The following is a 23,114-nucleotide window of genomic DNA, read 5'->3' as shown; positions in this document are numbered from 1 at the left end:
TTGCAAGATGAAGACCCGCATACCACTACAAGACAGTTGCTCCCACACGGGCACTGCTAGAACAGTGAAACGTGAGCTTTCCTACAGAAGCGGGCTTGCCTGTGGCATTGCCGCGAGCCACTGCATCATCAACTGTGCCAGCACTTGAGGCTGTTCAAGCGGGATCATATGACCGGAGCCTTGAATGATCTCGAGGCGTGCTCCCGGGATCTGACTGCATAAGGCTTCAGCCTCTTCAACTTGCCTCAGCGCGTCCTGCGCTGCCGCAATCACAAGTGTCGGGCACTGGATCTGATGAGGCCCCACACCCGCTCTGGTCAGCAGCGACTGTGTGGCAAATACCGCATGCCCCATGCGTGTCCCCATCTCACGAATTCTGCCAGTCAGGGCGTTATCCGCAGCACGCTGCGAATGCACCGACTGCCTGATGGCAGCCAGGCTCAAACCGCGAAACTGCCCGTGAGCCGACGCATCGACCGCCGCTTGCTTGGCTTTCTGCCGCTCGGGCGAATCTTCACGCAGGGAGGTAGCGATCAGTATCAGGGCAGCCACACGATCTGGGCATTGCTGCACGATTGATCTCGCCACATAGCCCCCAAGGGAAAAACCAACGAGGACGAAACGAGGCGGCGCACTTGCCACGACATGGCGGGCGATCTGCGCAAGGGTTTGCCCCTCGAGCAGGTTGGCCCGGTGGACCTCACACGTAGCGGGCAGGCTCTCGACCACTTCATCCCAGAGCGTTTCGTCCAGCATGAAGCCTGGGATCAACACCAGGGGGAGCGCGTTTTCAGGGGGCATGTTCTTCACCAGGCAAATCCAGACTGCAGCATACGGGCCAACGCTGATCAGTTGCACAGCGGGTCGCGCAACGCATCGGCAATGTGTGTGTACAACGCATCGGCGGCGCGTGAACCTGCGGAGTCTCGACTGCGGGTCAGTACCACCTCCGCCACCGGCAGGTCCGGCAGGCCGTGCCGCAGGTCGAGCACCTTGAGGTGCGCCGGCAAGCTGCAGCGGGTGACCACCGCCACCGCCAGGCCAATCCTGAAGAGTTGATTGCGCTGGGCATCACGCTGGTTGCCGCATGGCGCTTGCCGATGCTGTTCACCGTCGCGATTGGCGTGGCGTCGTTGGCGGTACTGCGATTGTATTGGCAGTGAGAACCTGGATCTTGCCCTTCTGCGCGATAAGGACGCTGCATGCTCGTCAACTCGGTCCGCCTAAGCCCCTCCCGCTCCAGCTTCGAGTGACTGATCTGCTTAAGGTAATGCGTGCAAAACAGCCGCAACCATGTGCTCTGCACTGCTTGTTCCGTCAACCCGCAACACTGCAGACTTCTGCTCTGCCAACCACGCCTCGTGCCACGCTCGGTTGCGCCCCGAGAAGTTAGGGTCGTCATACTGCGAGGCCCATTCGCGAAAGGCCGTGTGGATCCCGTGCATGTCGCCACCCGGTGCAATCCGATCGCCAAAGCGCTCTTTTTCACGCGCGGCCAGCCGTTCAAGGCGAATGGGCGTGGGGGTGACGACGAACACGGTCAGGTCGACGTGCGCAAGCAGCGCATCGCCCCACACCATGCAGGAACCGGTCAGTACCCAATCTTGGTCACCGAGCTTTTGCTGGATCACTTTCACGCGGTCAGGGACAGGCCGCTTGGTCGTGAAAGGTGGGTCGGTGGGCATCCAGTAAGCATCATCGACATCCACATGCCGCGCACCCAGCACGGTCGCGAGGTTTTGACCCAAGGTGGTCACACCGGCACAGGAAGCACCCGTAATGTAGATTCGCAATTGTTCCTCCATGAATGCACGTCGAATTCGGGGCCGCACTATACACCCGACCGGCGCAAGACGCTGAACCCGACGGCTGGCATCGGGTCAGCGTCAGGGCGAAAAGGCAGCCTCAACGCTCCATGACATAAGTACCCGGCGCAGGGCAAAGCGGCCGGTACTTGCGCGAGCCCAGCTTCTTTGGCGCTGCCAGGCTTTCGCCGGAACGCTGCCCAATCCATTCGCGCCAATGCGGCCACCAACTGCCTTGCTGGCGCTCCCCGGCGTGCTGCAGCCAGGTTTCCGGCGCCTCGGCGGCGGCGGGCGCCGCGTAGTAGAACGACTTGGGGTTGCCGGGTGGGTTTACCAGGCTTTGCAAGTGGCCGGCATTGGACAGCACGTAGGTCGTGTCCTCGCCAAACAGCCGGGCAGTACCGTAGCAGCCTTGCCAGGGGGTGATGTGGTCGGTAGTGCCGCCTACCACATAGGCGCCCACCGTTACCTGGGTCATGTCGATCAACTCGCCGGCAATCTCCAGGGTGCCGGGGTTGCTGTAGGGGTTTTGCTGGATGAGGTCGAGGTAGTCAGCGTGCAGCTGAGCGGGGAGCCGCGTGGTGTCGTCGTTCCAGGCGAGAATGTCGAATGCCGGCGGCGGGTTGCCCAGCAGGTAGTTGTTGACCCAGTAGTTCCAGATCAGGTCGTTCGGGCGCATCCAGGCGAACATGCGGCCCATGTCCTGGCCACTGAGCACACCCTTGCGCCGGGAGCTGGCCTTGGCCGCGCGCAGGGCGGACGGCGTGGTGAACATACCCAAGGTGGTGTCGTTAAGCGCCGACGCCGTGTCGAGTACGCACACGGCCCAGCTGGTATTGGCCACCTTGTGGCCCTCGCCACGGGCCGCCAGCCAGCCCAGGTAGGCCGCCAGGGTGATGCCGCCCGAGCAGGAGCCCCACATGTTTACATCCGGGCTACGGGTAATTCGACGCGCCACGTCCACCGCCTGATCGAGGCACAGCGCATAATCGGACAAGCCCCAGTCGCAGTGCTCGCGGGTGGGGTTGCGCCAACTGATGACGAACAGGCTCACGCCGCTGTCCTGTATCCACTTGACCAGGCTTTTTTCCGGCGACAGGTCGATGGCGTAGTACTTGTTGATCTGCGGCGGCGACATGACCAAGGGCCGGGCAAAGACCTTTTCGGTGGTGGGCGCGAACTGCAGCAGCTCGAACATTTCGCAGCGAAACACCACCTCGCCCTTGGCCGTGGCGATGTTTTCACCCACCGTGAATGGCGTACTGTCGACCTGCCTCGGGAGGCCGCGGTTGTTCAGCATGTCCTGGCCGAAGTGGCGGATGCCCCTGGCCATGCTCATGCCGCCTGTGTCCACCAGTTTGCGCAGCGCCGCGGGGTTGGTCAGCGGGGAGTTGCTCGGTGCCAAGGCATCGGCCAGCTGTGCTGCGACGAAGCGGGCGCGGCTTTTTTCCAGCGGGGCCAGGTCGGTGGCCTCGATGAAGCGGGTCAGCTCTGCCTGGCCAGCCAGGTAACTCTGCAACAGTGCGCGCAGGAAGGCGTTGGATTGCCAGGCCGGGTCGGCGAAGCGCTTGTCCTTCGGGTCTGGCGCGATGCTGGTGTTGCCTGCAACGATGCCGCGCAGCGCCTTAAGGTAGCCCCCCACATGGGCACCCGCCTTGAGCGGCGAGGTGCCCACGGCCTTGAGCAGGTAGCCGGCTGAACTGGCCAGGTCGGCTGGGCGCAGGCTGACCAGGGGGTTGCCTGCCAGGGGCTGGCTGGGGGTGACGGTCTCGTTCGTTTGCGTGGATCTGCTCATGGCGGCTCTTGATTCCGGGCACGGTTGTGTTGTGCTCCGACTCTAAGGCAGCCGTGGCTGCGGCCACTTCTCATCGCACGACAGCGGTTTTTCACTTCATGACGGGGGAGCGATCTGACAGAAAGCACCGGCAAACTCGGTGCCATCCACGCTATGGTCAAGACAACTCCCCGAAAGAGCAATCACGGCTAGGCACCTCGATGCCTGGACACAGGATGCTAGCGCTCACCGCACCTTCCAGAGGCTCCGTTCGTTGACTGACTCACAGCACAGCCCTACCTACGCAAAACGGTTCGAAGCCGTGCTTGCCTACATCGACAACCATCTCGAAGATGACCTGTCGGTGAATGCACTGAGTCGCATCGCCAACTTCTCGGCGTTTCACTTCCATCGGCAGTTCACGGCGTTCATGGGCGTTCCGGTTTCACGGTATGTGCAACTGATGCGGCTTCGACGCGCGGCGCACCAATTGGTCGCCTCGCCCGCAACGTCCGTGCTGGAGGCCGCATTCGGCGCTGGTTTCGAAAGCCCCGAAGCCTTTTCCAGAGCCTTCAAGCGTGCCTTCGGCATGGCGCCGAGCGTGTTCGCCAAGGCCCCGAACTGGCAGGCCTGGAGTGCGGTATTCGTTGTTCCCCATCGTTCCAGGAGTATCACCATGCAGATCCGTATCGTGGATTTCACCGAAACCCGCGTAGCCGCGCTCGAACACCGAGGTGCGCCCGCACTGGTCGGCGAAAGCGTCGCGCGTTTTCGCCAATGGCGCATGCACAGCGGCCAATCGCCAGTGGCCAGCAGCCGCACCTTCGGCATCCCCTACGACAACCCCGACACCACACCGGCGCACGCCTTCCGCTTCGCCGTTTGCGGCGAGATGGACGAGGCTGTGCAGCCCAACGATTTCGGCGTGCACGAACGGCTTATCCCGGCAGGGCGCTGTGCGGTGATTCGGCATACCGGTTCGCCTGACTACATTGGCGAAACCATCTACCCGCTTTATCGTGACTGGTTGCCGTCGAGCAACGAAGAGCTGCGCGACCATCCGCTGTTCTTCCATTACCTGAGCGCGTACCCGGAAACGCCCTTGGAGCAATGGCAAACGGATATCTACGTCCCGCTGAAGTAGGCCGTGCCATGCCCGCCCGGTGCCGGGCCGCCGAGCCCCCACGCATGAGCCTCTTCGATAAAGTGCAGCACTGCACGCGAACGCTCGTCAATCCGTGAAATCAGCGAAAGTTCACTGACCATTTCCGCTTGCGCCAGGGGCACGATGCGGATGCCCGGCATGGTCAGCCGGGTCATGGTTTCGGGCACGATGCTCAGGCCGATGCCGGCGGCCACCAGCCCGGGAATACTCATCAGCGACGGCACATACATGATGTTCTGCGGGTGCAACTGGTGCTGCCGGCACGCCTGGAGGGTGTGGGAGGTCAGGCCGATGCCGGTGCTGTCCTGGAGAAACACGAACTTTTCGTGGCGCAGGGTCGACAGGTCCCCGCTGAAGCGGTCGGCCAATTCATGGTTGTCCGGGATGAGCAGGACGAGCCTGGACTGGCTGAATGGGTGGGTGCGCAGACGGTCCGGCAGGTGGTCCTTGAACACCCGGGCAAAGGCCAGGTCGAGTTTGTGGTCGAGCAACATGTCGAACTGCGCGCGAATACCGGCGTCGACCAGCGACACCTTGACCTCGGGGAACGTGCTGAAGTAATGCCGGAGCAATTGCGGCAAATTGGCTTCGAACAATGCCGAGTGGTAACCGATGTTGATTTCGCCCACCTCCCCCCGCTTGGCACGCCGGGCCGCGGCCATTGCCCGTTCGCTGGCCTCGATGGACTGCCGCGCGTGAGGCAGGAACGCCTCGCCGGCAGCGGTCAACGCCACGCCGCGGTTCTCCCGCCGGAACAGTGTCAGCCCGAGCTCGGACTCAAGCGTTCGCATCAATTGGCTCAGTGCCGGTTGTGCAATGCCCAGTTGCTCTGCCGCCCGGCTGAAATGCTGCAGGTCAGCGGCGACAACAAAGGCTCTCAGGTGACGCAGTTCCATAATCGCTACCCATAAGGCTAATGCCAGTCAGTTAGGGCCAAGGGGGCCGCTGCGCGGCCCTTCGCAGGCAAGCCAGCTCCTACAGGAATAGCGTATTTCTTGTGAATTTCGCCCACCTGTAGGAGCTGGCTTGTCGGGGCGCCGAACCGCTGCGATGGGCTGCACAGCAGCCCCAATTACAGCCGATGACGCTTAACTGACTGGTATTAAACCATAAGGCTGGCTTATCTATTTATCGTGATTTCGATAATTATTCTGCAAGCAGGATGCGCTAACGTCTATTCACTTCGACGATTCCTTTCCACTGCATTGCCCGAGCGGAATCGTATGGGTATTCCGACACCATAAAAACAATGACGAGCCCCTTATGAGCACAATCAGTGACGCGCCTCATGATTCGCGCATGCCTCGCAAAGCGGTGACCGCCGCGACCATTGGCACAGCCCTGGAATGGTTCGACTTCACGTTGTATGGCGCGATGTCCGCGACCATTCTGCCCAAGTTGTTTTTCCCGGCGATGGAACCTACCGCAGGCCTGCTCGCTTCGCTGGCAACGTTCGGTGTCGGCCTGGCCGCGCGGCCCCTGGGCGCCATTACCTGTGGCTACCTCGGTGACAAACTCGGCCGCCGCAACTTGATGCTGGCCACCGTTACCATGATGGGCCTGGCTTCGGTACTGATGGGGTTGTTGCCCACCTACGGCCAGGTGGGTATCTGGGCGCCGATCCTGCTGGTGCTGCTGCGGATCATTCAAGGCTTCGCACTGGGTGGCGAGTCCACTGGCGCGCAACTGATGGCGCTGGAACACGCCTCCCCCGATCGTCGCGGGCGCTATTCCGGCATGCTCGGCCTGTGCTCACCCCTTAGCCAGATTTTGGCCAACGGCGTATTGATGGGCCTGGCAGCGACGCTTTCAAGCGAGCGATTCGAAAGCTTCGGCTGGCGAATCCCGTTCCTGATGAGCTTCGTCCTGGTAATCGTCGCAATTTTCATCCGCCTGAAAGTCGATGAAACCCCGGCCTTCGTGGCCTTGAAGAAGGCCCCGCTCAAACAGGAAAAGAGCCCGCTCACATCAGCCGTGAGCAGCCATTACAAAACCATCCTGCGACTGATGCTGTTCTTCTGCTCACCCGCTGCGCTGTTCTACTTGATCGTGATTTTCTCCCTCAGCTACCTGACCAAGCACCTCGGTTTTAGCCAATCGACAGGGTTCATGTCGCTGATGGTGGCTAACATGTGCGCGATTTTCGGTGCGCTTGCCGGTGGTTATCTGTCCGATCGTTGGGGGCGTAAAAAGGCGCTGGCATTGGGTTCGTGCATGACGTTGCTGATCCTGTTCGTCTACTTCCCAATCCTCAACACCCTGAACGTCCCCGCCATCATGGCAATCATGGGGCTGTTCCTGGGCTTCACCCAGTTCCAAAGCGGCATCCAGCCTGTGGCCTTCGCCGAAGCGTTTCCTACCCAGGTCCGCTACTCGGGCTCGGCACTGGCCTACACAGGCGCCAATCTGGTGATCGGTGGCCCAATGCCGATGATCGCCGTGTGGCTGATGAGCCAGTCGAACAACTCGCCGTGGCCGCTGGTGACGCTGTGCGCGGTGATCAACCTGATCTCGCTGGCGATGATCATCACCGGCCGGGAAACCCGCGGCATCGACCTGAACGCCGTCGCCGAAGACGACACCGTCGAAGCCCGCGCTACCACCCTTCTTTCCAAATAACGCAGCAGGACAATCATGAATCGCACCGTTTTCATCCTTAACGGCCCTAACTTGAACCTGCTGGGCCGCCGTGAGCCGCACATCTACGGCCACACCACGCTTGAGCAAATCCGCCAACGCAGTGAAAGCCTGGCGCTGGAACTTGACCTGATATGCGACTTTCGCCAAACCAACCACGAAGGCGTCATGGTCGACTGGATTCAAGAAGCCTTCGAACAAGGCGCTGCAGTAATCATCAACCCGGCCGGCCTTTCGTTTCACTCGATTCCAGTACTGGATGCGCTGAAATTACTCGACACACCGCTGGTCGAACTGCACCTGTCGAACATTCATGCACGGGACGAACTGCACCGCCACTCGATCATGTCTGGCGTGGTCAATACAGTGATCTGTGGCATGGGCGCTGACGGGTATCCCCTCGCAATCCGAGCTATTGATGCTTTACTGCGGCGTCGGGCAGCCAATAATTAACCGCCCTTCACCGGACGCTGACTGGGTGGCCCTTCGGCCACTTCGGCACGTCGCGCTTACACCCTGAACCGCCCTACCAGCGCTGTCATTTCCCCCACCAGGCCCGACAGCGCCTGGCTCGCCGCACGGGTTTGCTGCGCCCCTGTCGCCGACTGGTTCGCCAACTCGCGAATATTCAGCAGGTTCCGGTCCACTTCCCGCGCCACCTGGGCCTGTTCCTCCGCCGCACTTGCGATCACCAGGTTGCGCTCGTTGATCTCGCCGATGGCGCTGTAGATACCTTCCAGCACCTGCCCCGACGCCAGGGTGACGTCCAGGGTCGACTGGGCCCGGCTGGTGCTGGCCTGCATCGAGGCAACCGCGGCTTCGGTACCCTGCTGCACGCGCCCGATCATCTGTTCGATTTCCTGAGTCGATGCTTGTGTGCGGTAGGCGAGCGTACGCACCTCGTCCGCTACCACCGCAAAACCACGCCCGGCCTCACCGGCGCGGGCGGCCTCAATGGCGGCGTTGAGCGCCAGCAGGTTAGTCTGCTCGGACACCGAACGGATCACTTCCAGCACCTTGCCGATGTCCCGCACCTGCCCCACCAACTGCTCCAGGTGCCCACTGCTGGCCTGGATCTCATGGGTCATGGCCTCGGTACCGTCAATGTTCTCGTTGACTTGCCGGCGGCTTTTTTCGGCCAGTTGATTCGATGCCTGCGTGGTCTCGGACGTGGAGACGGCGTTACGTGCGACCTCCTCGACCGCCGTGGTCATTTCGGTGACGGCAGTGGCAGCCTGCTCCAGCTCCTGGCCCTGCTGGCGCAGGTTATTGGCGCTTTCCTCGGTAACGGTGTTCAGCGCCGTCGCCGCGTCAGCCAGCTGTTGTGTGCAGCTGCTGAGCTTGCCGAGGGTTTCGCGCTGGCTCTGCTGCATGCGCTCCAGTTCGTGGAACAGCTGGCCGATTTCGTTGCGCCGCTGCACCACCACCGGCACGCTCAGGTCGCCGCCGGCGATGCGCTGAAAGTGCTGGCCAGCTTCACGCAATGGGTGCAACACACGCTGTGCGATGAACGCCCAGCACAGCGCCGCCAGCAGCAACGTCACGCCCAGCAGCCCCAGGCTCAGCAGTTGTGCGCGCTCCAGACGGCGGTCGGACTCGAGCATGATCTGCTGGCTGCGCTCGCTCAAGGTGGCTACCAGTTGCTGACGCAGCGCCTGCAGGCGGCCCATGGCATTGCCGGCATCGGTGTTGACCTTGAAGTACTGCTCCAGCGAGCGCTGCCGCACCGCCTCACGCTGCCCCGCCACCGCCTTGGCGTAGTCGGCGAAGGTGGCCTGCAGTTCCTTGGCCGCCGCATGCAGCGCCGGCTCGCGGGCGTTGCCGACGAACTCATCGACCAGTTTCTGGCTCTTGTCGTTCAATTCGACCGACAGCGCCATGCGCTTGTTCGCACTCTCATCGTGGCCGCCCAGTTGCTCGATGAAACCCGAGGACACGTTGGCGCTGGCGCGGATCGCCATGAGCAACGCATTGTTCAACCGGTCCGACTGGTGCGCGGTCTGGTCCAGTTCGCTGATCTGCTCATCGCTGCCCACCGCCGCGCGCCAGGCACTGACGGTGGAGAACAGCAAGGTCAGGCTGAACAGCGACAGCACCCAGAACATTCCGGTGCGAATCTTCAGGTCGGCAAACATACGGGCAGTACTCCTCATGGTCCTGTTGGCACCCCTTCTCATCGGGATTTCGATGGCGGGTGAGCAGGTATCGGAGTGCCCGCTGCGGGCTTGAGTGGCCCTGAGGCGCTTGTGTGCGGTAACCGCACGATTGTTGCCGGCGCCTTGCATGTGGCGGCGCATACGTGCAAGGGTAGAAAAGGAACGTCAGTCATCAGAAAAGGAAGATAAGCACCTTATGCTTGGAATCACACGTATCCATCGCTACGTGCGCCCATTGCCTGCAAGCCAAGCAGCAGCCAGTGGGCGTGACGTCAACGTCAAACCAGGCGCCCGCCTGGCCGCGAAGCTTGCCACCCTCCTCTGCACACCCCGCGCTGTCCCGCCCTACCTCTGGGTCAACCCCGAGCGCCCCCCTGTCGATCGCATGCCCCCTACCTGACCGCCCACACGCCGTCATCGCACCGGCCTCGCCATTCAGTGGCTGAAGGCGGGATGTCTCACGCAAAAAAAGGGGCAACACCCAATGATCATGTTTCAGGGCAAGAAAATTCACAGCGCCATCTTCGACATGGATGGCACGATGTTCGACACCGAGCGCCTGCGTTTCAGGACGCTGAAGCAAGCTTCACTGGAAATATTCGGCACCGCCTTGAGCGAGCAAACGCTGATCGGCTCGCTGGGCCTGAGCGCGAAAAAGGCCGAGGCCCTCGCCAAGGCTCACAACGGCGATGACTTCCCGTATGCGCAGATCCGCCAGCGCGCCGATGAGCTCGAACTGGCCTACGTGCGCAACCATGGCGTGCCGATCAAAGCCGGCCTGCTCGAGGTGCTGGAGCGCCTGCGCAAGTCCGGCCTGACCCTGGCGGTCGCCACGTCCAGCCGCCGCGCCATCGCCGAGGAGTACCTGATCAACGCCAACGTGCTCAAGTACTTCGACATCACCGTTTGCGGCGACGAAGTCAGCCAAGGCAAACCCCACCCAGAAATCTTCCTGCACGCCGCCCGCGCGCTCAATTGCCAACCCAGCCAGTGCTTCATGGTCGAGGACTCGGAAAATGGCCTGCTCTCAGCGATCCGCGCCGGGGGCCAGGCAATCCTGATCGAGGACATCAAGCCGCCCGCGCCCGAGGTCAAGGCCGGCGCGCTCATGGCCTACCGTGGCATGCACGCCTTCCTCGCCGACTTGAGCGAGTGCGTGCCCGACTTGGGCATGCCGGCGCTCGACGAGGCGTTCCCTGCCTCACTGAACCAGTTCCGTGTCGGCATCCACGGCTTCGGCGCCATCGGTGGCGGCTACCTGACCCAGGTGCTGTCCCATTGGGACGGCTACACGCGCCCCTGCGAAATCATTGCCGCGACCCGTTCGCGCATGCTCCGCGAATCGGTCGCTGCGTTCGGCCGCTACAGCGTGCGCTACGGCGCCACCGCGTTCGACCAGACCATCGACAATGTGCGCATGATCGACATGGACGACGAGGAGGCGGTGATCGAGATGTACAACGCCGCCGAAGTCGTCGGCATGAGCCTGCCCGAGCAGGCCATTGCGCATCAGGCCAAGGTCATTGCCAAGGGTTTGCTGCGGCGCTTCGAACGCAGGGGGCGCGAGCTGACCGTACTGATCGTGTTGAACAAGATTGGCGGTGCGGCGTTCGTCCGGCGCCAGGTGCAGGCGCAGTTGGCGTCGCTGTGCACGCCACTGGTGTGCAAGCAGGTGCTGGAAAAGACCCATTTCGCCGAAACGGTGGTCAGCCGCATCGTTTCCAAGATCAGCAATGACGCGCTGGTTCGGCAGTTACGCATCAAGTCGCAGATTTTCAAGAACAGCCTGGAGGATGAGCCAGCGGTCACCCGCAAACCCGCCACGCCAGCCCCGGAATACGAGCGGCTTATCGGGCACTTCAGGCCCTTTGCACAATCCAGCAGTGCCATGAGCCAGTTGCACCTGATCCTGTTCAACAGCGAGCCCGACATGCCGCTGTACGTAGAGCGTGGCAGTGATTTGCTGGAGCGGCTGCGCCAGGTAAAAACGGTCGCAGACATTACCCAGATCCAGATCATCAAGAACCGCTTATGGAATGGGCCACACGCAATCATCGCCTGGTATGCGAGCCTGCTGGGGCACACCTGGGTCGGCCAGGGCATGGGGGACGCCCGCGTCAATGCGCTGGCGCAGCGCCTGATTCATCAGGAAGTGGCGCCAGCGTTGATGGCCGAATACCCGCAGATGTCAGAGGTTGTCAGCAGCTTTGCCAATGCGTTTCTCGAACGGTGCAAAACCTCGTTCAAGGACCCTTGCGTGCGGGTTGGGCGCGACCCCATGCGTAAATTGCAGCGTAACGAGCGCATCCTCAGCAGCATCGACCTGGCCCGCAAGCATGGCATTCAAACGCCTGCGCTGGCGTATGGGGCGGCGCTGGCCATTCACTATGCGCTGCACGGCAACGCCAGCAAGGATCGCGAAGCCCAGTTGATCAAGGCGCTGTACACGGCCAGCGGCGAACGTGTCGAAGCGGTGCTGACCCATGACGGGGAGTATCAGGGCAAGCCTTATCCGGGGCTGGACCCGGTCAGGGATGCGGAGATGGTCGAAAGCATTTCGGCCAACTTCCGGCAGTTGCTGGAGCGGGACAAGGCTGACTGGGCACTGCCCGCTGCGTTGGCGCGGGGGGCGTCCGAGTGTGGTAGGGCGTCGGCCAAGCATTCGCTACCGGTTGCTTGAAGCGGTTTGGTAAGGGCGGTGTGTGGATGTGTTCGCCCTGACATCGTCAGCGCCTGGGAAATCGAGCGCCGCCCGCGCGGCGCATCGCGAGCTCTGCTCGCTCCTACGTTTATTTCGGGCCAATCATGCCTGGGGGATTGGCGCGCGAACGGGCGCATGACGCGATGGTGCGTCGTACAAACCCGGCGGTCGCGCGCGCGTGTCACAGGCGTTACTGGCCAAAAACAAACGTAGGAGCGAGCAGAGCTCGCGATGCGCCGCGCGGGCGGCGCTCGAACTCACAGGCGCCGCAAATGTCGAGGTGAACGACTGACTGACTCAACACTGACCACCGCCAGCACTAGGTCGCAAACCGTCGACCGGGAATGACCGCTTTCGACCCATGGCTGCCATTGCGAAAGTACCGCTATTGCTCATTTTCCGAGGCCGGCACGAACCCTGTGGAAGCAACTGTCCTATTCAAACTCTAAAAGTTTGCGCGATCACTGTGGGAGCGGGCTTGCCCGCGAACACGGGCGAAGCCCGTGCCATCCACCACGTCGCCTGCTTCGCGGGCAAGCCCGCTCCCACAAAGATCACCTAAGATACGACTGGCAGCTTTGGGTCGAAAGCGGACCGTCGCGACCGACCGCAATCGACTCATAGCTGACATTCAAGGCACAGGGCTGATTCGGGATTTCGTTAGCTTTCTCCACTCCAACACGCCAGCAAGCACTGTCAGGCCAGCCGGTTACCTCGCTAGCCGGCTCATTGCCTTCGCACAACAATCGCATGCGTCAATGCAAACAAGAGAAGCTGGATGGGAGCCACTCTGAGCGCGCAAGATTACAGTGCTAACGTGAGAAGAGCGGATCATCTTCTGGCCATCTTTCAACACAGGAGTGACGATGAAAGAACACAATTATGCTGTCACCATCAATTGGATAGGCAACACCGGTGAGGGTACTGCCAGTTATACGGCTTACCAGAGAAACTTCACTGTCGAGGCGCCAGGGAAAGCGCCTATCCCTGGTTCCGCCGACCCTGCTTTTCGTGGTAATCCCGAATACTGGAACCCTGAAGACATGCTGTTGGCATCTATCTCGGCCTGCCACAAGCTCTGGTATCTTCATCTGTGCGCCGTTAACAACGTGTGCGTGCTGGAATACGTCGACCACCCGGTGGGCCGCATGATCGAAGGCGATGGCCAGCGCAAGGGCCATTTCGAGGAAGCAGAGCTAAGACCTCAGATCATCATTAGTAGTCAATCAGATAGGGATCTTGCAATGCGCTTGCATGACGATGCTCACCACGAGTGTTTTATTGCCAACTCGGTCAACTTCCCTATCAAATGTAGGGCTGTTATCAACTCTCGAAACTAATCCTTCCAAGGCTCTAGCGTCGGTATCGGCCCGGACATCTAAATGTCTGCATGGGGTCGACAGCGGTCGGAAAGCAAATGCGCTGCCCCCCCAATGCCCATCATCAGCCAGCCGCCGCCGCTCTGCACAGCGCCTTTCATCGATCTCACTGATGACTACTATCAAGCCGCGCGCCTGTGTAGTTGCCCACCCCCACCCGTATAATCGCCTCCAATTTCCCCCTCCTCCTCGTCTTTCAGGCGACTTCCCCCTTGGAACCCAGCACCATGCCAAGCGACAGCCAGGCCCCTAGCGGCCTTCCCGAACATAATCAACAAAGCGTCAAACAGCAGTGGCTGGCGATTCTTTCGGTCGCGGTGGGTGCCTTCGCCCTGGTGACCAGCGAGTTTCTCCCAGTAGGCGTACTCAACGATGTCGCCAGCGACTTGGGCATCAGCGCCGGCCAGGCCGGGCTGATGGTTACCCTGCCTGGCATCATGGCCGCCCTCGCCGCCCCGTTGTTGTCTGTAGGCATTGGCGCCTTGGACCGTCGTTACCTGCTGATCGGCCTGACGCTGATCATGATCATCGCCAACGCGGTGGTGGCCTACGCCAGCGACTTCAACCTGCTGCTGTTCGGCCGTGTGCTGCTGGGCATCAGCATCGGCGGCTTCTGGGCGACGGCCATTGCCCTCAGCGGCCGCCTGGCGCCCAAGGGCGTGGGCGTTGCGCAGGCCACGTCGATCATCATGGTCGGTGTGACCCTAGCCACTGTCCTGGGGGTGCCCGTGGGCACCTGGTTGAGTGGCCTGATGGGCTGGCGCATGACGTTTCTGGTGACCGCGTTGGTGGGCGTGCCGGTGCTGCTGGCGCAGGTCCTGCTGTTGCCGCGGCTTAACCCAGACAAGGCCATTCGCATCAGTGACCTGCCGGCGCTGTTCATCAATCCGCAGGCGCGGGTTGGCTTGATCGCGGTATTGCTGATTGGCCTGGCGCACTTTGCCGCCTACACCTATGTCGCGCCCTTCTTCAAGCAAAGCGCTGGCTTTGATGGGCCGACCATTGGTTCGTTGCTGCTGCTCTATGGCGTCGCGGGCGTCATCGGCAATATTTTTGCCGGCTTCGCCGCCAACCGAAGCGTGCGTCATACCCTGATGCTGGTCGCCCTGATGATAGGCGTCAGCACCGCGCTGTTCCCCCACTTTGCCACCGGCATGACCGGCGCGGCGATGCTGATCGCACTGTGGGGCTTCGCCTTCGGCGCCTTCCCGGCGTGCGCCAGTATCTGGATGTTTGTCGTAGCACCCAAGGATGTCGAACGCGGCATGCCACTGTTCGTCGCTATGTTCCAGGTGATCATTGCCTTGGGCTCGTTCTTCGGTGGGCAGATCGTCGACCAGTTGGGCACCGCAGTATTGCTGAGCTTGGCCACGGCACTGGTGGGTTGTGGTTTTGCGACGGTGCTGGTGCTGGGGCGTAACGTGAGTAACCGATTGGCGGTTCAACCCTGCTGATAGGGGCGCAAGCTGCCAACGGTCTTTGGCAGCTTGCGCCTTTGCGTGCCGCACTCGTATACAGGTCTTTTTGGGCAGGCAGCAGACGCCGCGGCCGCAGGGCGACGGCGGTGCGTCGCTGGCGCCCTTCAATCATGAGGTAAAGTAAAGTTCATCTCAAAAATAATGAGATTGCCTCATATTCCTTCACGCCTGAAAATCCCCCTATCGTTTTTTGCGCCGGCTCGCAGGTTACCTGGCGAAGCCCACACTGCGTAAACGCACCGGAAAGCTCTGGTGCACTGAACAATTAAGGGATTAAGGCACCGCACCAACATGAACAACACGCTTGCTTTTGCTATCAAGAGCGTCTGTTTCGATGAGCACTACCAGCCCTCGGACAACACGCGCATCACCACCAACTTTGCCAACCTGGCGAGAGGCACCAGCCGCCAAGCGAATTTACGCAACACCTTGAAGATGATCGACAATCACTTCAATGCACTGGCGCATTGGGACAACCCCACAGGCGATCGCTACACGGTTGCGCTGGAGATCATTTCCGTTGAGATGAGTCTCGATGCTGAAAGCGGTGACCCGGCCCTGCCGCTGATCGAACTACTGAAAACGACCGTCATTGATAAAAAAACCAACACGCGTATCGATGGCATTGTCGGCAATAACTTCTCGTCCTACGTGCGCGATTATGATTTCAGCGTGCGCTTGCTGGCCCACAACAAAGGCCGGCCCACCTTCAGCACGCCAGAGGATTTCGGCGACCTGCATGGAAAACTGTTCCAGTGCTTCGTGAACTCAGCGGCCTACACAGCGCATTTCAACAAGCCACCGGTTATTTGCCTGAGCGTTTCGAGCAGCAAAACCTATCAGCGCACTGAAAACCAGCACCCTGTACTGGGGGTCGAGTACCAGCAAGACGCGTATTCGCTGACGGATGAGTACTTCAAGAAAATGGGCTTGAAGGTTCGCTACTTCATGCCGCCAAACAGCGTTGCGCCGCTGGCTTTTTACTTCGCCGGCGACCTGCTGGGTGATTACAGCAACCTTGAACTCATCAGCACCATCAGCACGATGGACACCTTCCAGAAGATTTACCGCCCCGAGATTTACAACGCGAACGCGGTCGCTGGAAGGTCCTATCAGCCCAGCTTGCAGCACCAGGACTATTCATTGACGCGCATTGTCTATGATCGCGAAGAGCGCAGCCGACTGGCGATTGAACAAGGTCGGTTCGCCGAAGAGCACTTCATCAAACCCTACCACGCCGTACTTGAGCAGTGGTCCGCCAATTACGCTCATTGACGCTTCCCACGTTCAAGGTCTTTTACTATGAAAAAGCTGTTACCCACTTCAACCGCCGGCAGTTTGCCTAAACCGTCCTGGCTCGCACAACCTGAGACACTTTGGTCGCCTTGGAAGCTGCAAGATGAGGCCCTGATCGAGGGCAAACACGATGCCTTGCGTTTGTCATTGCACGAGCAGCAAGTTGTAGGCATTGACATTGTCAGCGATGGTGAGCAAACGCGACAGCACTTTGTCACGACGTTTATTGAGCACCTCAGCGGTGTCGATTTCGAGAAGCGTGAAACCGTTAGAATTCGCGATCGCTATGACGCCAGCGTGCCGACGGTTGTCGGGGCTGTGGCTCGCCAGAAACCGGTGTTTGTCGAGGATGCCAAGTTCTTGCGTCAGCAAACCAAGCAACCCATAAAATGGGCACTGCCGGGTCCCATGACCATGATTGATACGCTGTACGACAGCCACTATAAAAGCCGTGAAAAGCTGGCCTGGGAATTTGCCAAAATCCTCAACCAGGAGGCCAAGGAGTTAGAAGCCGCTGGGGTCGACATCATCCAGTTCGATGAACCTGCATTCAATGTCTTCTTTGATGAGGTGAACGACTGGGGGGTGGCCACCCTGGAGAGGGCCATTGAAGGGCTTAAATGCGAAACGGCCGTGCATATCTGCTACGGGTATGGCATCAAGGCCAACACCGACTGGAAAAAAACCCTCGGGTCAGAATGGCGGCAGTATGAAGAAGCCTTCCCCAAGCTGCAAAAATCCAGCATCGACATCGTTTCGCTGGAATGCCACAACTCCCGCGTGCCGATGGACCTGATTGAACTGATTCGCGGTAAAAAGGTGATGGTTGGCGCCATTGATGTGGCAACCCATACCATTGAAACACCCGAGGAAGTCGCCAACACCCTGCGCAAGGCCCTTCAGTTTGTCGACATCGACAAGCTCTACCCGTGCACCAACTGCGGCATGGCGCCGTTACCGCGTCACGTTGCCAGGGGGAAATTGAGTGCGTTGACTGCAGGCGCTGAAATCGTCCGCAGAGAGTATGCGAACGCATAGTGAACTCACGGTATACGTGGTTTACGGGGGGCCGCTTCAGGCCCTCCTTGGCACACTCGATCAGCACTTACTGCTCAGGGTCTTTATGTCACTTCCCACTGCTGCAATCGAACCGTCGCGGTTTCGCGAAGCCCTCGGGCACTACGCCTCCGGCATCACGGTGATTACATCGCACCTTGACGATGAACCGATTGGCTTCACCTGCCAGTCGTTCTACAGCGTGTCGATGAGCCCGCCGCTGGTGTCGTTCAGCGTAATGTGCAGTTCTGCCAGCTACCCCAAAATTCGCCAGGCAGGTCGATTTGCGGTCAATATCCTGTCGGGTGAACAAGCCAAGGTGTCCAACCAGTTCGCCCGACGCGGCACGGACAAGTGGCACGGGATCGACTGGAAGAAATCACCGCTCGGTAATCCGGTCATTGCCGGCAGCCTGCACTGGCTTGATTGCGAAATTCACGCCGAGCACGTCGCAGGTGACCACCTGATCGTGATCGGTGAAGTGAAAGCGCTAAACCCGCAAGCCGCTGCTACCACGCAGCCATTACTGTATTTCAAAGGCGAGTATTGCCACCTCCCCACAGCAGCCGCCTGAAAAGGGTTGACTGCGCTGCAACCCGCAGCGTCGATTCAACTTCCCGCTCTGTGTTCTTCCCAGTCTTGGCCAATCCCTCTACAATCGAGAGTGTTTCGTATTTGCATCCTCCGCCGGCTGGGAGAGGGAATGTCCACAATGCCCCCCGACGCAGTACCTCATGAGCATCTGCATGTGCTGTACCGTGACCACAACGTGTGGTTGCGTAGCTGGTTGCGCCATCGGCTGAACAACTCAGCGGATGCCGCGGACCTGGCCCAGGATACCTTTGTGCGCGTGCTGCTGGCTCGCACCGCCAACAGCCTGAAGGAGCCTCGGCACTACCTGGCGACCATCGCCCGCGGCCTGGTCATCGATCTGTACCGGCGGCGCAGCCTGGAACAGGCCTACCTCGAAGCCTTGCAACTGCGCCCCGAAGCGTACGCCCCTTCGGCAGAAACCCGTGCACAGATCCTGGATAGCCTGCTCGCCATCGATCGCTTGCTCGATGGCCTAGGCACGCGCACCCGGCAGATTTTCCTGGCGGTGCAACTGGACGGGCTGTCTTACGAAAAAACCGCTGAACGCTGCGGGGTTTCGGTCAGCACCGTGCGCAAGCACCTGGCCCGCGGCCTGATGCATTGCCTGCTGCTGGACGAGGCATGAAGCGCGCCCTGGCCCAGGCGGTGGACTGGTATGTGCGCCTTAACGAAAGCACGGTCAGCCCTGCCACCCACAGCCAGTGGCAAGCCTGGCTGGCGGCAGACCCGCAGCACGCACAAGCCTGGGCCCGGCTTGAACACTTGCAGCAGCGCTTGGCCCAAGCCCCTGCGGCGGTGGGTGCGGCGACCCTTGAACAAGCCCGGCAACAGCGCCGTGCGGCGGTGAAGATGCTGGCGCTGTTGCTCGGGGTCGGCGTGGTCGGTTGGCAGGGTTATCAGCTTTCGCCTTGGCAGGCGGACTACGCCACGCGCGTGGGGCAACGCCGCCACCTGACGCTGGCTGACGGCAGCCGCTTGGTGCTGGACACCGACACCCAAGTGAACCTGCATTTCGATGGCCAGCAACGGCTGATCGTGCTGAAGCAGGGCGAAATTCTGGTGGAGACGGCCAAAGATGCGCGCCCGCTGAGTGTGCAGTCGGCCGAGGGACGGATCCTCGCCCTCGGCACGCGCTTTGCCGTGCGCCAGGGGCACGGCAGCACCCGGGTCACGGTCGAGGCGCACGCTGTGGAGGTCCGGCCACGGCTGGCGCAGGCACAGGTGATGCGCGCCGAAGCTGGGCAGACCCTGACCTTTACCGCAGACCGAATCGGGCCACTGCACCCAGCCGCCGCGCAAAGTTCAGCCTGGGCGCGGGGCATGCTGGTGGTGGTCGACTGGCGCCTGGACGACGTGCTCGCCGAGCTTTCACGCTACCGCCCCGGCTACCTCGGTTGCACGCCCGAGGTCGCCGGTTTGCGGCTGTCCGGCACCTTCCTGCTGGATGACAGCGAGGCGGTGCTGGCCAATCTACAGGACTCGCTGCCCGTGCACATCCGGCGCCTGACCCGTTACTGGGTGCGGATCGAGGCAGGTGCGGCATGAAGCAAAACTTTTTCGCGTGAGGGGTAACAGATTTCGATTTCTGCTTCGGCTCTAGCTGCACATGCGTAAAAAACGCAGCCACTGCCAACCCCAACAGGAAGTTGTTCATGTTCGTACCCCCCTCCCGACTCGCCTGCAGTATCCACCGCGCAGCGCTTACCCTGAGCCTGGCCGGCTCGCTGCTGGTGCTGCCCGCTGCCTGGGCGCAAGCACAGCGCTATGACATCCCGGCTGGCAGCCTGGCCGAGGCCCTCAGCCAATTCGCTGCCGCCAGCGGGGTCATGATCACCTTCAGCGCCGAAGATACCGCGGGCCTCGGCTCACCAGGCCTGCAGGGGGATTTCGAGCTGCACCAGGGATTTGCCCACTTGCTCCAGGGCAGCGGCCTGCGGCTCGTGCAGGCGGGGAACAAACGGTACGTGCTGGCCAAGGCCGAGCGCGGCGCCGCCTTGGAACTGGGCGCCACCAGCATCAACGCCGCAGGCCTGGGGGGCACCACCGAGGGCACTGGCTCGTACACCACGGGCCAGAGCAACACGGCCACCAAACTGCCGTTGACCCTTCGCGAAACCCCGCAGTCGATCAGCGTGGTTACCCGTCAGCGTATGGATGACCAGGGGCTGAACGACATCACCGAGGTGTTGCAGCAGACGCCCGGGTTATCGGTGCAGAGCCTTGGCAGTGAGCGTTTCAACATTTATTCGCGTGGCTACTCGGTCGATAACTACCAGTTCGACGGCATCCCCACCACGCTGGATATCGCAACCCAGATGTCGGCGCAGAGCCTGGCCGACATGGCCATCTACGACCGTGTCGAAGTGCTGCGTGGCGCCACTGGGCTAATGACCGGCGCGGGCGACCCTTCTGCCACGATCAACCTCGTGCGCAAACGTCCTACGGCCGAATTCAAGGGCCACATCACGGCTGGCGTGGGTTCGTGGGACAAGTACCGTAGCGAAGTCGACCTGTCCGGCCCGTTGACGCCCACCGGTAACGTGCGTGGGCGGATGGTCGCGGCTTACCAGCAGAACAACAGCTTCATGGACCATTATTCCCAGGAAAAGCAGATTTTCTACGGGGTCCTCGAAGCCGACCTGACCGACACCACGTTGCTGACGGTGGGTGCCGACTACCAGAAAAACAACCCGCAAGGCTCGTCTTCGGTGGCGTTCCCGCTGTTCCACAGCAATGGCGAGCAAACGTCGTTCTCGCGCTCCACCAACAGCGCCGCGCGCTGGAGCCACAACCCGCAAGATGCCCTCAACACCTTCGCAAGCCTCGAGCAGAAACTGGCGTATGACTGGACCCTGAAGGCGTCGGTCAACCAGATGTATATCAAGCGTGACGACTACAAACTGGCCACCGCCAGTTGGGGCTTCCCCGACGAGAGCACCGGCGCAGGTGTACGCCTGTATGGTGGCGCAGGCAGCACCTGGCAGAAACAGACCGGCCTGGATGTGCAAGCCCAAGGCCCGTTCCAGCTGTTCGGCCGCCAGCATGAGTTGATCGTCGGCTACAACTATTCACGTTACGAAAACCGCCATACGCCGACCCGGGGTACCCGCATCGAAGGCACCTTCGTCAACTTCTACGACTGGGACAACTACACAGACAAACCGGTAATGGGTGGCGGCAAGCTCTATGATGGCGACACCGTCATTCACCAGACCGGCACCTACATTGCCACCCGCCTGCGCCCGACCGATGACCTGTCGGTTATCCTGGGTGCGCGAGTCAGCAAGTACGACTACGACTACGACCTGACCTACCCGGCGACGCCCCTCAGCAACCGCACGACCGACTACAAGGAAAACGGCGTTGTCACCCCTTACGCCGGTGTGGTCTATGACCTCAACGACATCCACTCGGTGTATGCCAGCTGGACCAGCATCTACAAACCACAGAGCCTGCGTGACGCCGACGGCTCAAACCTCGAGCCGCGTGAAGGCGACAACTACGAGGTGGGCCTGAAGAGTGAATTCTTCGACGGTCGCCTGAATACCAGCATCGCCGCCTACGAGGTCAAGCAGGACAACCTGGCCGTGCTCGACGAAGGCAAGACCGTCAACAATGATGGTATGACTGCCGCGTACAAAGCCGTGAGCGGCGCCACCACCCGTGGCTTTGAAGTCGAGGCCAACGGCGAGTTGATGCCCGGCTGGAACGTCTCGGCCAGCTATAACCACGGCATCACCAAGGACCGCGATGGCGAGCGCTTGAACACCGAAGCCCCGGCCAACATGGTGAAGCTGTGGAGCACCTACCGACTACCGGGCGACTTCGACCGCCTGACCGTCGGCGGCGGTGCCAACTGGCAGAGCGGCACCCACATCACCGTCACGCCAAGCACCGCGTTGGGCACGGTCAAAGCCAAGCAATCGCAGTTCACCGTGGTCAACCTGATGGCCCGCTATCAACTGACCGACCAACTTTCCACAACGCTCAACATCAACAACCTGTTCGACAAGAAATACATCAGTGCGTTGGATACCACGTTCTACAGCGGCTATTACGGCGAGCCGCGCAACGTGATGTTGAATACCCGATACGATTTCTGAGCAGCCTCATGGCCTGAAATAAGGGGCCGCTGCGCGCCGAGTGTGTGATTTTTGCTGCTGAGCCTGCGTCTGAAACGCTACCCCTCGCTGTCGAATGGGGAGTGATAACAGGGCCTTCCATGCAAACGCTGTTGAACGAGATTCTCGACGAAGTGCGCCCCTTGATCGGCAAGGGCAAAGTGGCTGACTACATTCCTGCGCTGGCCGACGTGCCAGCGCAGCAATTGGGCATCGCAGTCTATGGCAACGATGGCAGTTATCACTGCGCGGGTGATGCCCTGGTGCCATTCTCGGTGCAGAGCATTTCCAAGGTATTCAGCCTGGTCCAGGCAATTGGCCATTCCGGTGAAGCCATTTGGGAGCGGCTTGGGCATGAGCCTTCAGGCCAGCCATTCAACTCGCTGGTGCAGCTGGAGTTCGAGCGCGGGCGCCCACGCAACCCCTTTATCAATGCCGGTGCGTTGGTCATCTGCGATATCAACCAATCGCGCTTCGCAGCCCCCACGTTGTCGATGCGCGATTTCGTGCGACGGCTCTCGGCCAACCCCCATATTGCGATCGATACCCGCGTCGCGGATTCGGAGTATCAATTCCGCGCGCGCAACGCGGCCATGGCTTACCTCATGCAGTCCTTTGGCAACTTCCATAACGACGTCGAGACGGTGTTACGCAGTTACTTCAGTTACTGCGCCCTGCAGATGAGCTGCCTCGATCTGGCCCGCGCCTTCTGCTTTTTGGCCAACGACGGGTTCTGCAAGCACAGCGGCGAGCAAATCCTGAGCCGACGCCAGACCCAGCAGGTGAACTCGATCATGGCCACCAGCGGGTTGTATGACGAAGCCGGCTGATACATGGCTCGCCACGCTGGAGGCGGCTTTTCAATGCCTCTAAATCGCCTTAAAGGCTGTCAGGATCCCCGAAAAACATCTGTATCCGCGACCGCAACCAGCGCTCCGCCGGATCATTATCC

The 23,114-nt window shown here is 60.9% G+C and carries 20 protein-coding genes and 1 pseudogene; 14 read left to right on the top strand and 7 right to left on the bottom strand.

The window, feature by feature from the left end; translation table 11 throughout:
• Positions 1-81 precede the first annotated feature (81 nt).
• Together OO306_RS19840 and OO306_RS19835 are read right to left on the bottom strand one after the other, a co-directional pair.
• The gene (locus tag OO306_RS19840; protein ID WP_265969701.1) at positions 82-801 is read right to left on the bottom strand and encodes an alpha/beta fold hydrolase; all 720 of its coding nucleotides are present in this window, start codon (positions 799-801) and stop codon (positions 82-84) included.
• A gap of 47 nt (positions 802-848) precedes the next feature.
• Positions 849-992 (bottom strand): hypothetical protein, encoded by a 144-nt coding sequence (locus OO306_RS19835; protein ID WP_265969684.1) that lies wholly within the window; start codon positions 990-992, stop codon positions 849-851.
• Here OO306_RS19835 and OO306_RS19830 point away from each other — a divergent pair.
• Positions 975-1,163, top strand: coding sequence for a hypothetical protein (locus OO306_RS19830; RefSeq protein ID WP_265969683.1), 189 nt, complete (start codon positions 975-977; stop codon positions 1,161-1,163). The two genes, OO306_RS19835 and OO306_RS19830, sit on opposite strands and share 18 nt — an antisense overlap.
• Positions 1,164-1,262: 99 nt before the next feature.
• Here the strand turns inward: OO306_RS19830 and OO306_RS19825 are convergent, their stop codons facing one another.
• Together OO306_RS19825 and OO306_RS19820 are read right to left on the bottom strand one after the other, a co-directional pair.
• Entirely contained in the window at positions 1,263-1,793 is a 531-nt protein-coding gene (locus OO306_RS19825; RefSeq protein ID WP_265969700.1) for an adenylate kinase, read from the bottom strand.
• A 112-nt stretch (positions 1,794-1,905) separates the two neighbouring features.
• On the bottom strand, positions 1,906-3,600 hold the full coding sequence (locus tag OO306_RS19820; protein ID WP_265969682.1) for an alpha/beta fold hydrolase: 1,695 nt from the start codon (positions 3,598-3,600) through the stop codon (positions 1,906-1,908).
• A 253-nt stretch (positions 3,601-3,853) separates the two neighbouring features.
• Here OO306_RS19820 and OO306_RS19815 point away from each other — a divergent pair, with 253 nt between their 5' ends.
• A complete protein-coding gene (locus tag OO306_RS19815) occupies positions 3,854-4,723 on the top strand; it encodes a GyrI-like domain-containing protein (protein WP_265969681.1) in 870 nt (289 codons plus the stop codon).
• On the opposite strand, the gene OO306_RS19810 is transcribed toward OO306_RS19815, so the two are convergent.
• Positions 4,705-5,640 (bottom strand): LysR family transcriptional regulator, encoded by a 936-nt coding sequence (locus tag OO306_RS19810; RefSeq protein ID WP_265969679.1) that lies wholly within the window; start codon positions 5,638-5,640, stop codon positions 4,705-4,707. The genes OO306_RS19815 and OO306_RS19810 overlap by 19 nt on opposite strands.
• A gap of 367 nt (positions 5,641-6,007) precedes the next feature.
• Between OO306_RS19810 and OO306_RS19805 the strand changes: the two genes are divergently transcribed.
• Both OO306_RS19805 and OO306_RS19800 read left to right on the top strand, forming a co-directional pair.
• Complete coding sequence (locus OO306_RS19805; protein WP_265969678.1) at positions 6,008-7,363, top strand: MFS transporter; 1,356 nt, start codon at positions 6,008-6,010, stop codon at positions 7,361-7,363.
• Positions 7,364-7,378: 15 nt separating this feature from the next.
• Entirely contained in the window at positions 7,379-7,834 is a 456-nt protein-coding gene (locus OO306_RS19800) for a type II 3-dehydroquinate dehydratase (protein ID WP_186682475.1), read from the top strand.
• 56 nt (positions 7,835-7,890) lie between these two features.
• On the opposite strand, the gene OO306_RS19795 is transcribed toward OO306_RS19800, so the two are convergent.
• The gene (locus tag OO306_RS19795; protein WP_265969677.1) at positions 7,891-9,516 is read right to left on the bottom strand and encodes a methyl-accepting chemotaxis protein; all 1,626 of its coding nucleotides are present in this window, start codon (positions 9,514-9,516) and stop codon (positions 7,891-7,893) included.
• Between the two features lie 505 nt (positions 9,517-10,021).
• Here OO306_RS19795 and mtlD point away from each other — a divergent pair.
• The 10 genes and pseudogenes from mtlD to glsB form a co-directional block, all read left to right on the top strand.
• The gene (gene mtlD / locus OO306_RS19790) at positions 10,022-12,217 is read left to right on the top strand and encodes a bifunctional mannitol-1-phosphate dehydrogenase/phosphatase (RefSeq protein WP_265969676.1); all 2,196 of its coding nucleotides are present in this window, start codon (positions 10,022-10,024) and stop codon (positions 12,215-12,217) included.
• 887 nt (positions 12,218-13,104) lie between these two features.
• Positions 13,105-13,578: an OsmC family protein gene (locus tag OO306_RS19785; protein ID WP_265969675.1), complete on the top strand. Its 474-nt coding sequence runs from the start codon at positions 13,105-13,107 to the stop codon at positions 13,576-13,578.
• 266 nt (positions 13,579-13,844) lie between these two features.
• Positions 13,845-15,071 carry an MFS transporter gene (locus OO306_RS19780; RefSeq protein WP_265969674.1) on the top strand — a complete coding sequence of 409 codons (1,227 nt, stop codon included), beginning with the start codon at positions 13,845-13,847 and terminating at the stop codon, positions 15,069-15,071.
• A gap of 315 nt (positions 15,072-15,386) precedes the next feature.
• On the top strand, positions 15,387-16,370 hold the full coding sequence (locus OO306_RS19775) for a DUF1852 domain-containing protein (protein WP_265969673.1): 984 nt from the start codon (positions 15,387-15,389) through the stop codon (positions 16,368-16,370).
• 27 nt (positions 16,371-16,397) lie between these two features.
• Complete coding sequence (locus OO306_RS19770) at positions 16,398-17,429, top strand: methionine synthase (protein WP_265969672.1); 1,032 nt, start codon at positions 16,398-16,400, stop codon at positions 17,427-17,429.
• An 85-nt stretch (positions 17,430-17,514) separates the two neighbouring features.
• Positions 17,515-18,021, top strand: a complete 507-nt coding sequence (locus OO306_RS19765) for a flavin reductase family protein (RefSeq protein ID WP_265969699.1) — start codon at positions 17,515-17,517, stop codon at positions 18,019-18,021.
• Between the two features lie 129 nt (positions 18,022-18,150).
• The gene (locus OO306_RS19760) at positions 18,151-18,666 is read left to right on the top strand and encodes a sigma-70 family RNA polymerase sigma factor (protein WP_265969671.1); all 516 of its coding nucleotides are present in this window, start codon (positions 18,151-18,153) and stop codon (positions 18,664-18,666) included.
• Positions 18,663-19,586: a FecR domain-containing protein gene (locus OO306_RS19755; RefSeq protein WP_027596307.1), complete on the top strand. Its 924-nt coding sequence runs from the start codon at positions 18,663-18,665 to the stop codon at positions 19,584-19,586. The genes OO306_RS19760 and OO306_RS19755 overlap by 4 nt, the downstream gene beginning before the upstream one ends.
• 107 nt (positions 19,587-19,693) lie before the next feature.
• A complete protein-coding gene (locus OO306_RS19750) occupies positions 19,694-22,144 on the top strand; it encodes a TonB-dependent receptor (RefSeq protein WP_265969670.1) in 2,451 nt (816 codons plus the stop codon).
• Positions 22,145-22,263: 119 nt separating this feature from the next.
• Positions 22,264-22,989 (top strand): annotated as a pseudogene (gene glsB, locus OO306_RS19745) (glutaminase B); the annotation flags it as partial.
• A gap of 52 nt (positions 22,990-23,041) precedes the next feature.
• Here the strand turns inward: glsB and OO306_RS19740 are convergent.
• A partial coding sequence (locus OO306_RS19740) for a hypothetical protein (protein WP_265969698.1) occupies positions 23,042-23,114 on the bottom strand: 73 nt, incomplete at its 5' end.

The sequence above is a fragment of the Pseudomonas sp. DCB_AW genome (genome assembly GCF_026240895.1).
Classification (GTDB): Bacteria; Pseudomonadota; Gammaproteobacteria; order Pseudomonadales; family Pseudomonadaceae; genus Aquipseudomonas; species Aquipseudomonas kermanshahensis.
The sequence above is the reverse complement of the archived record's forward strand: the minus strand, read 5'-3'. Positions and strand labels throughout refer to the sequence as shown.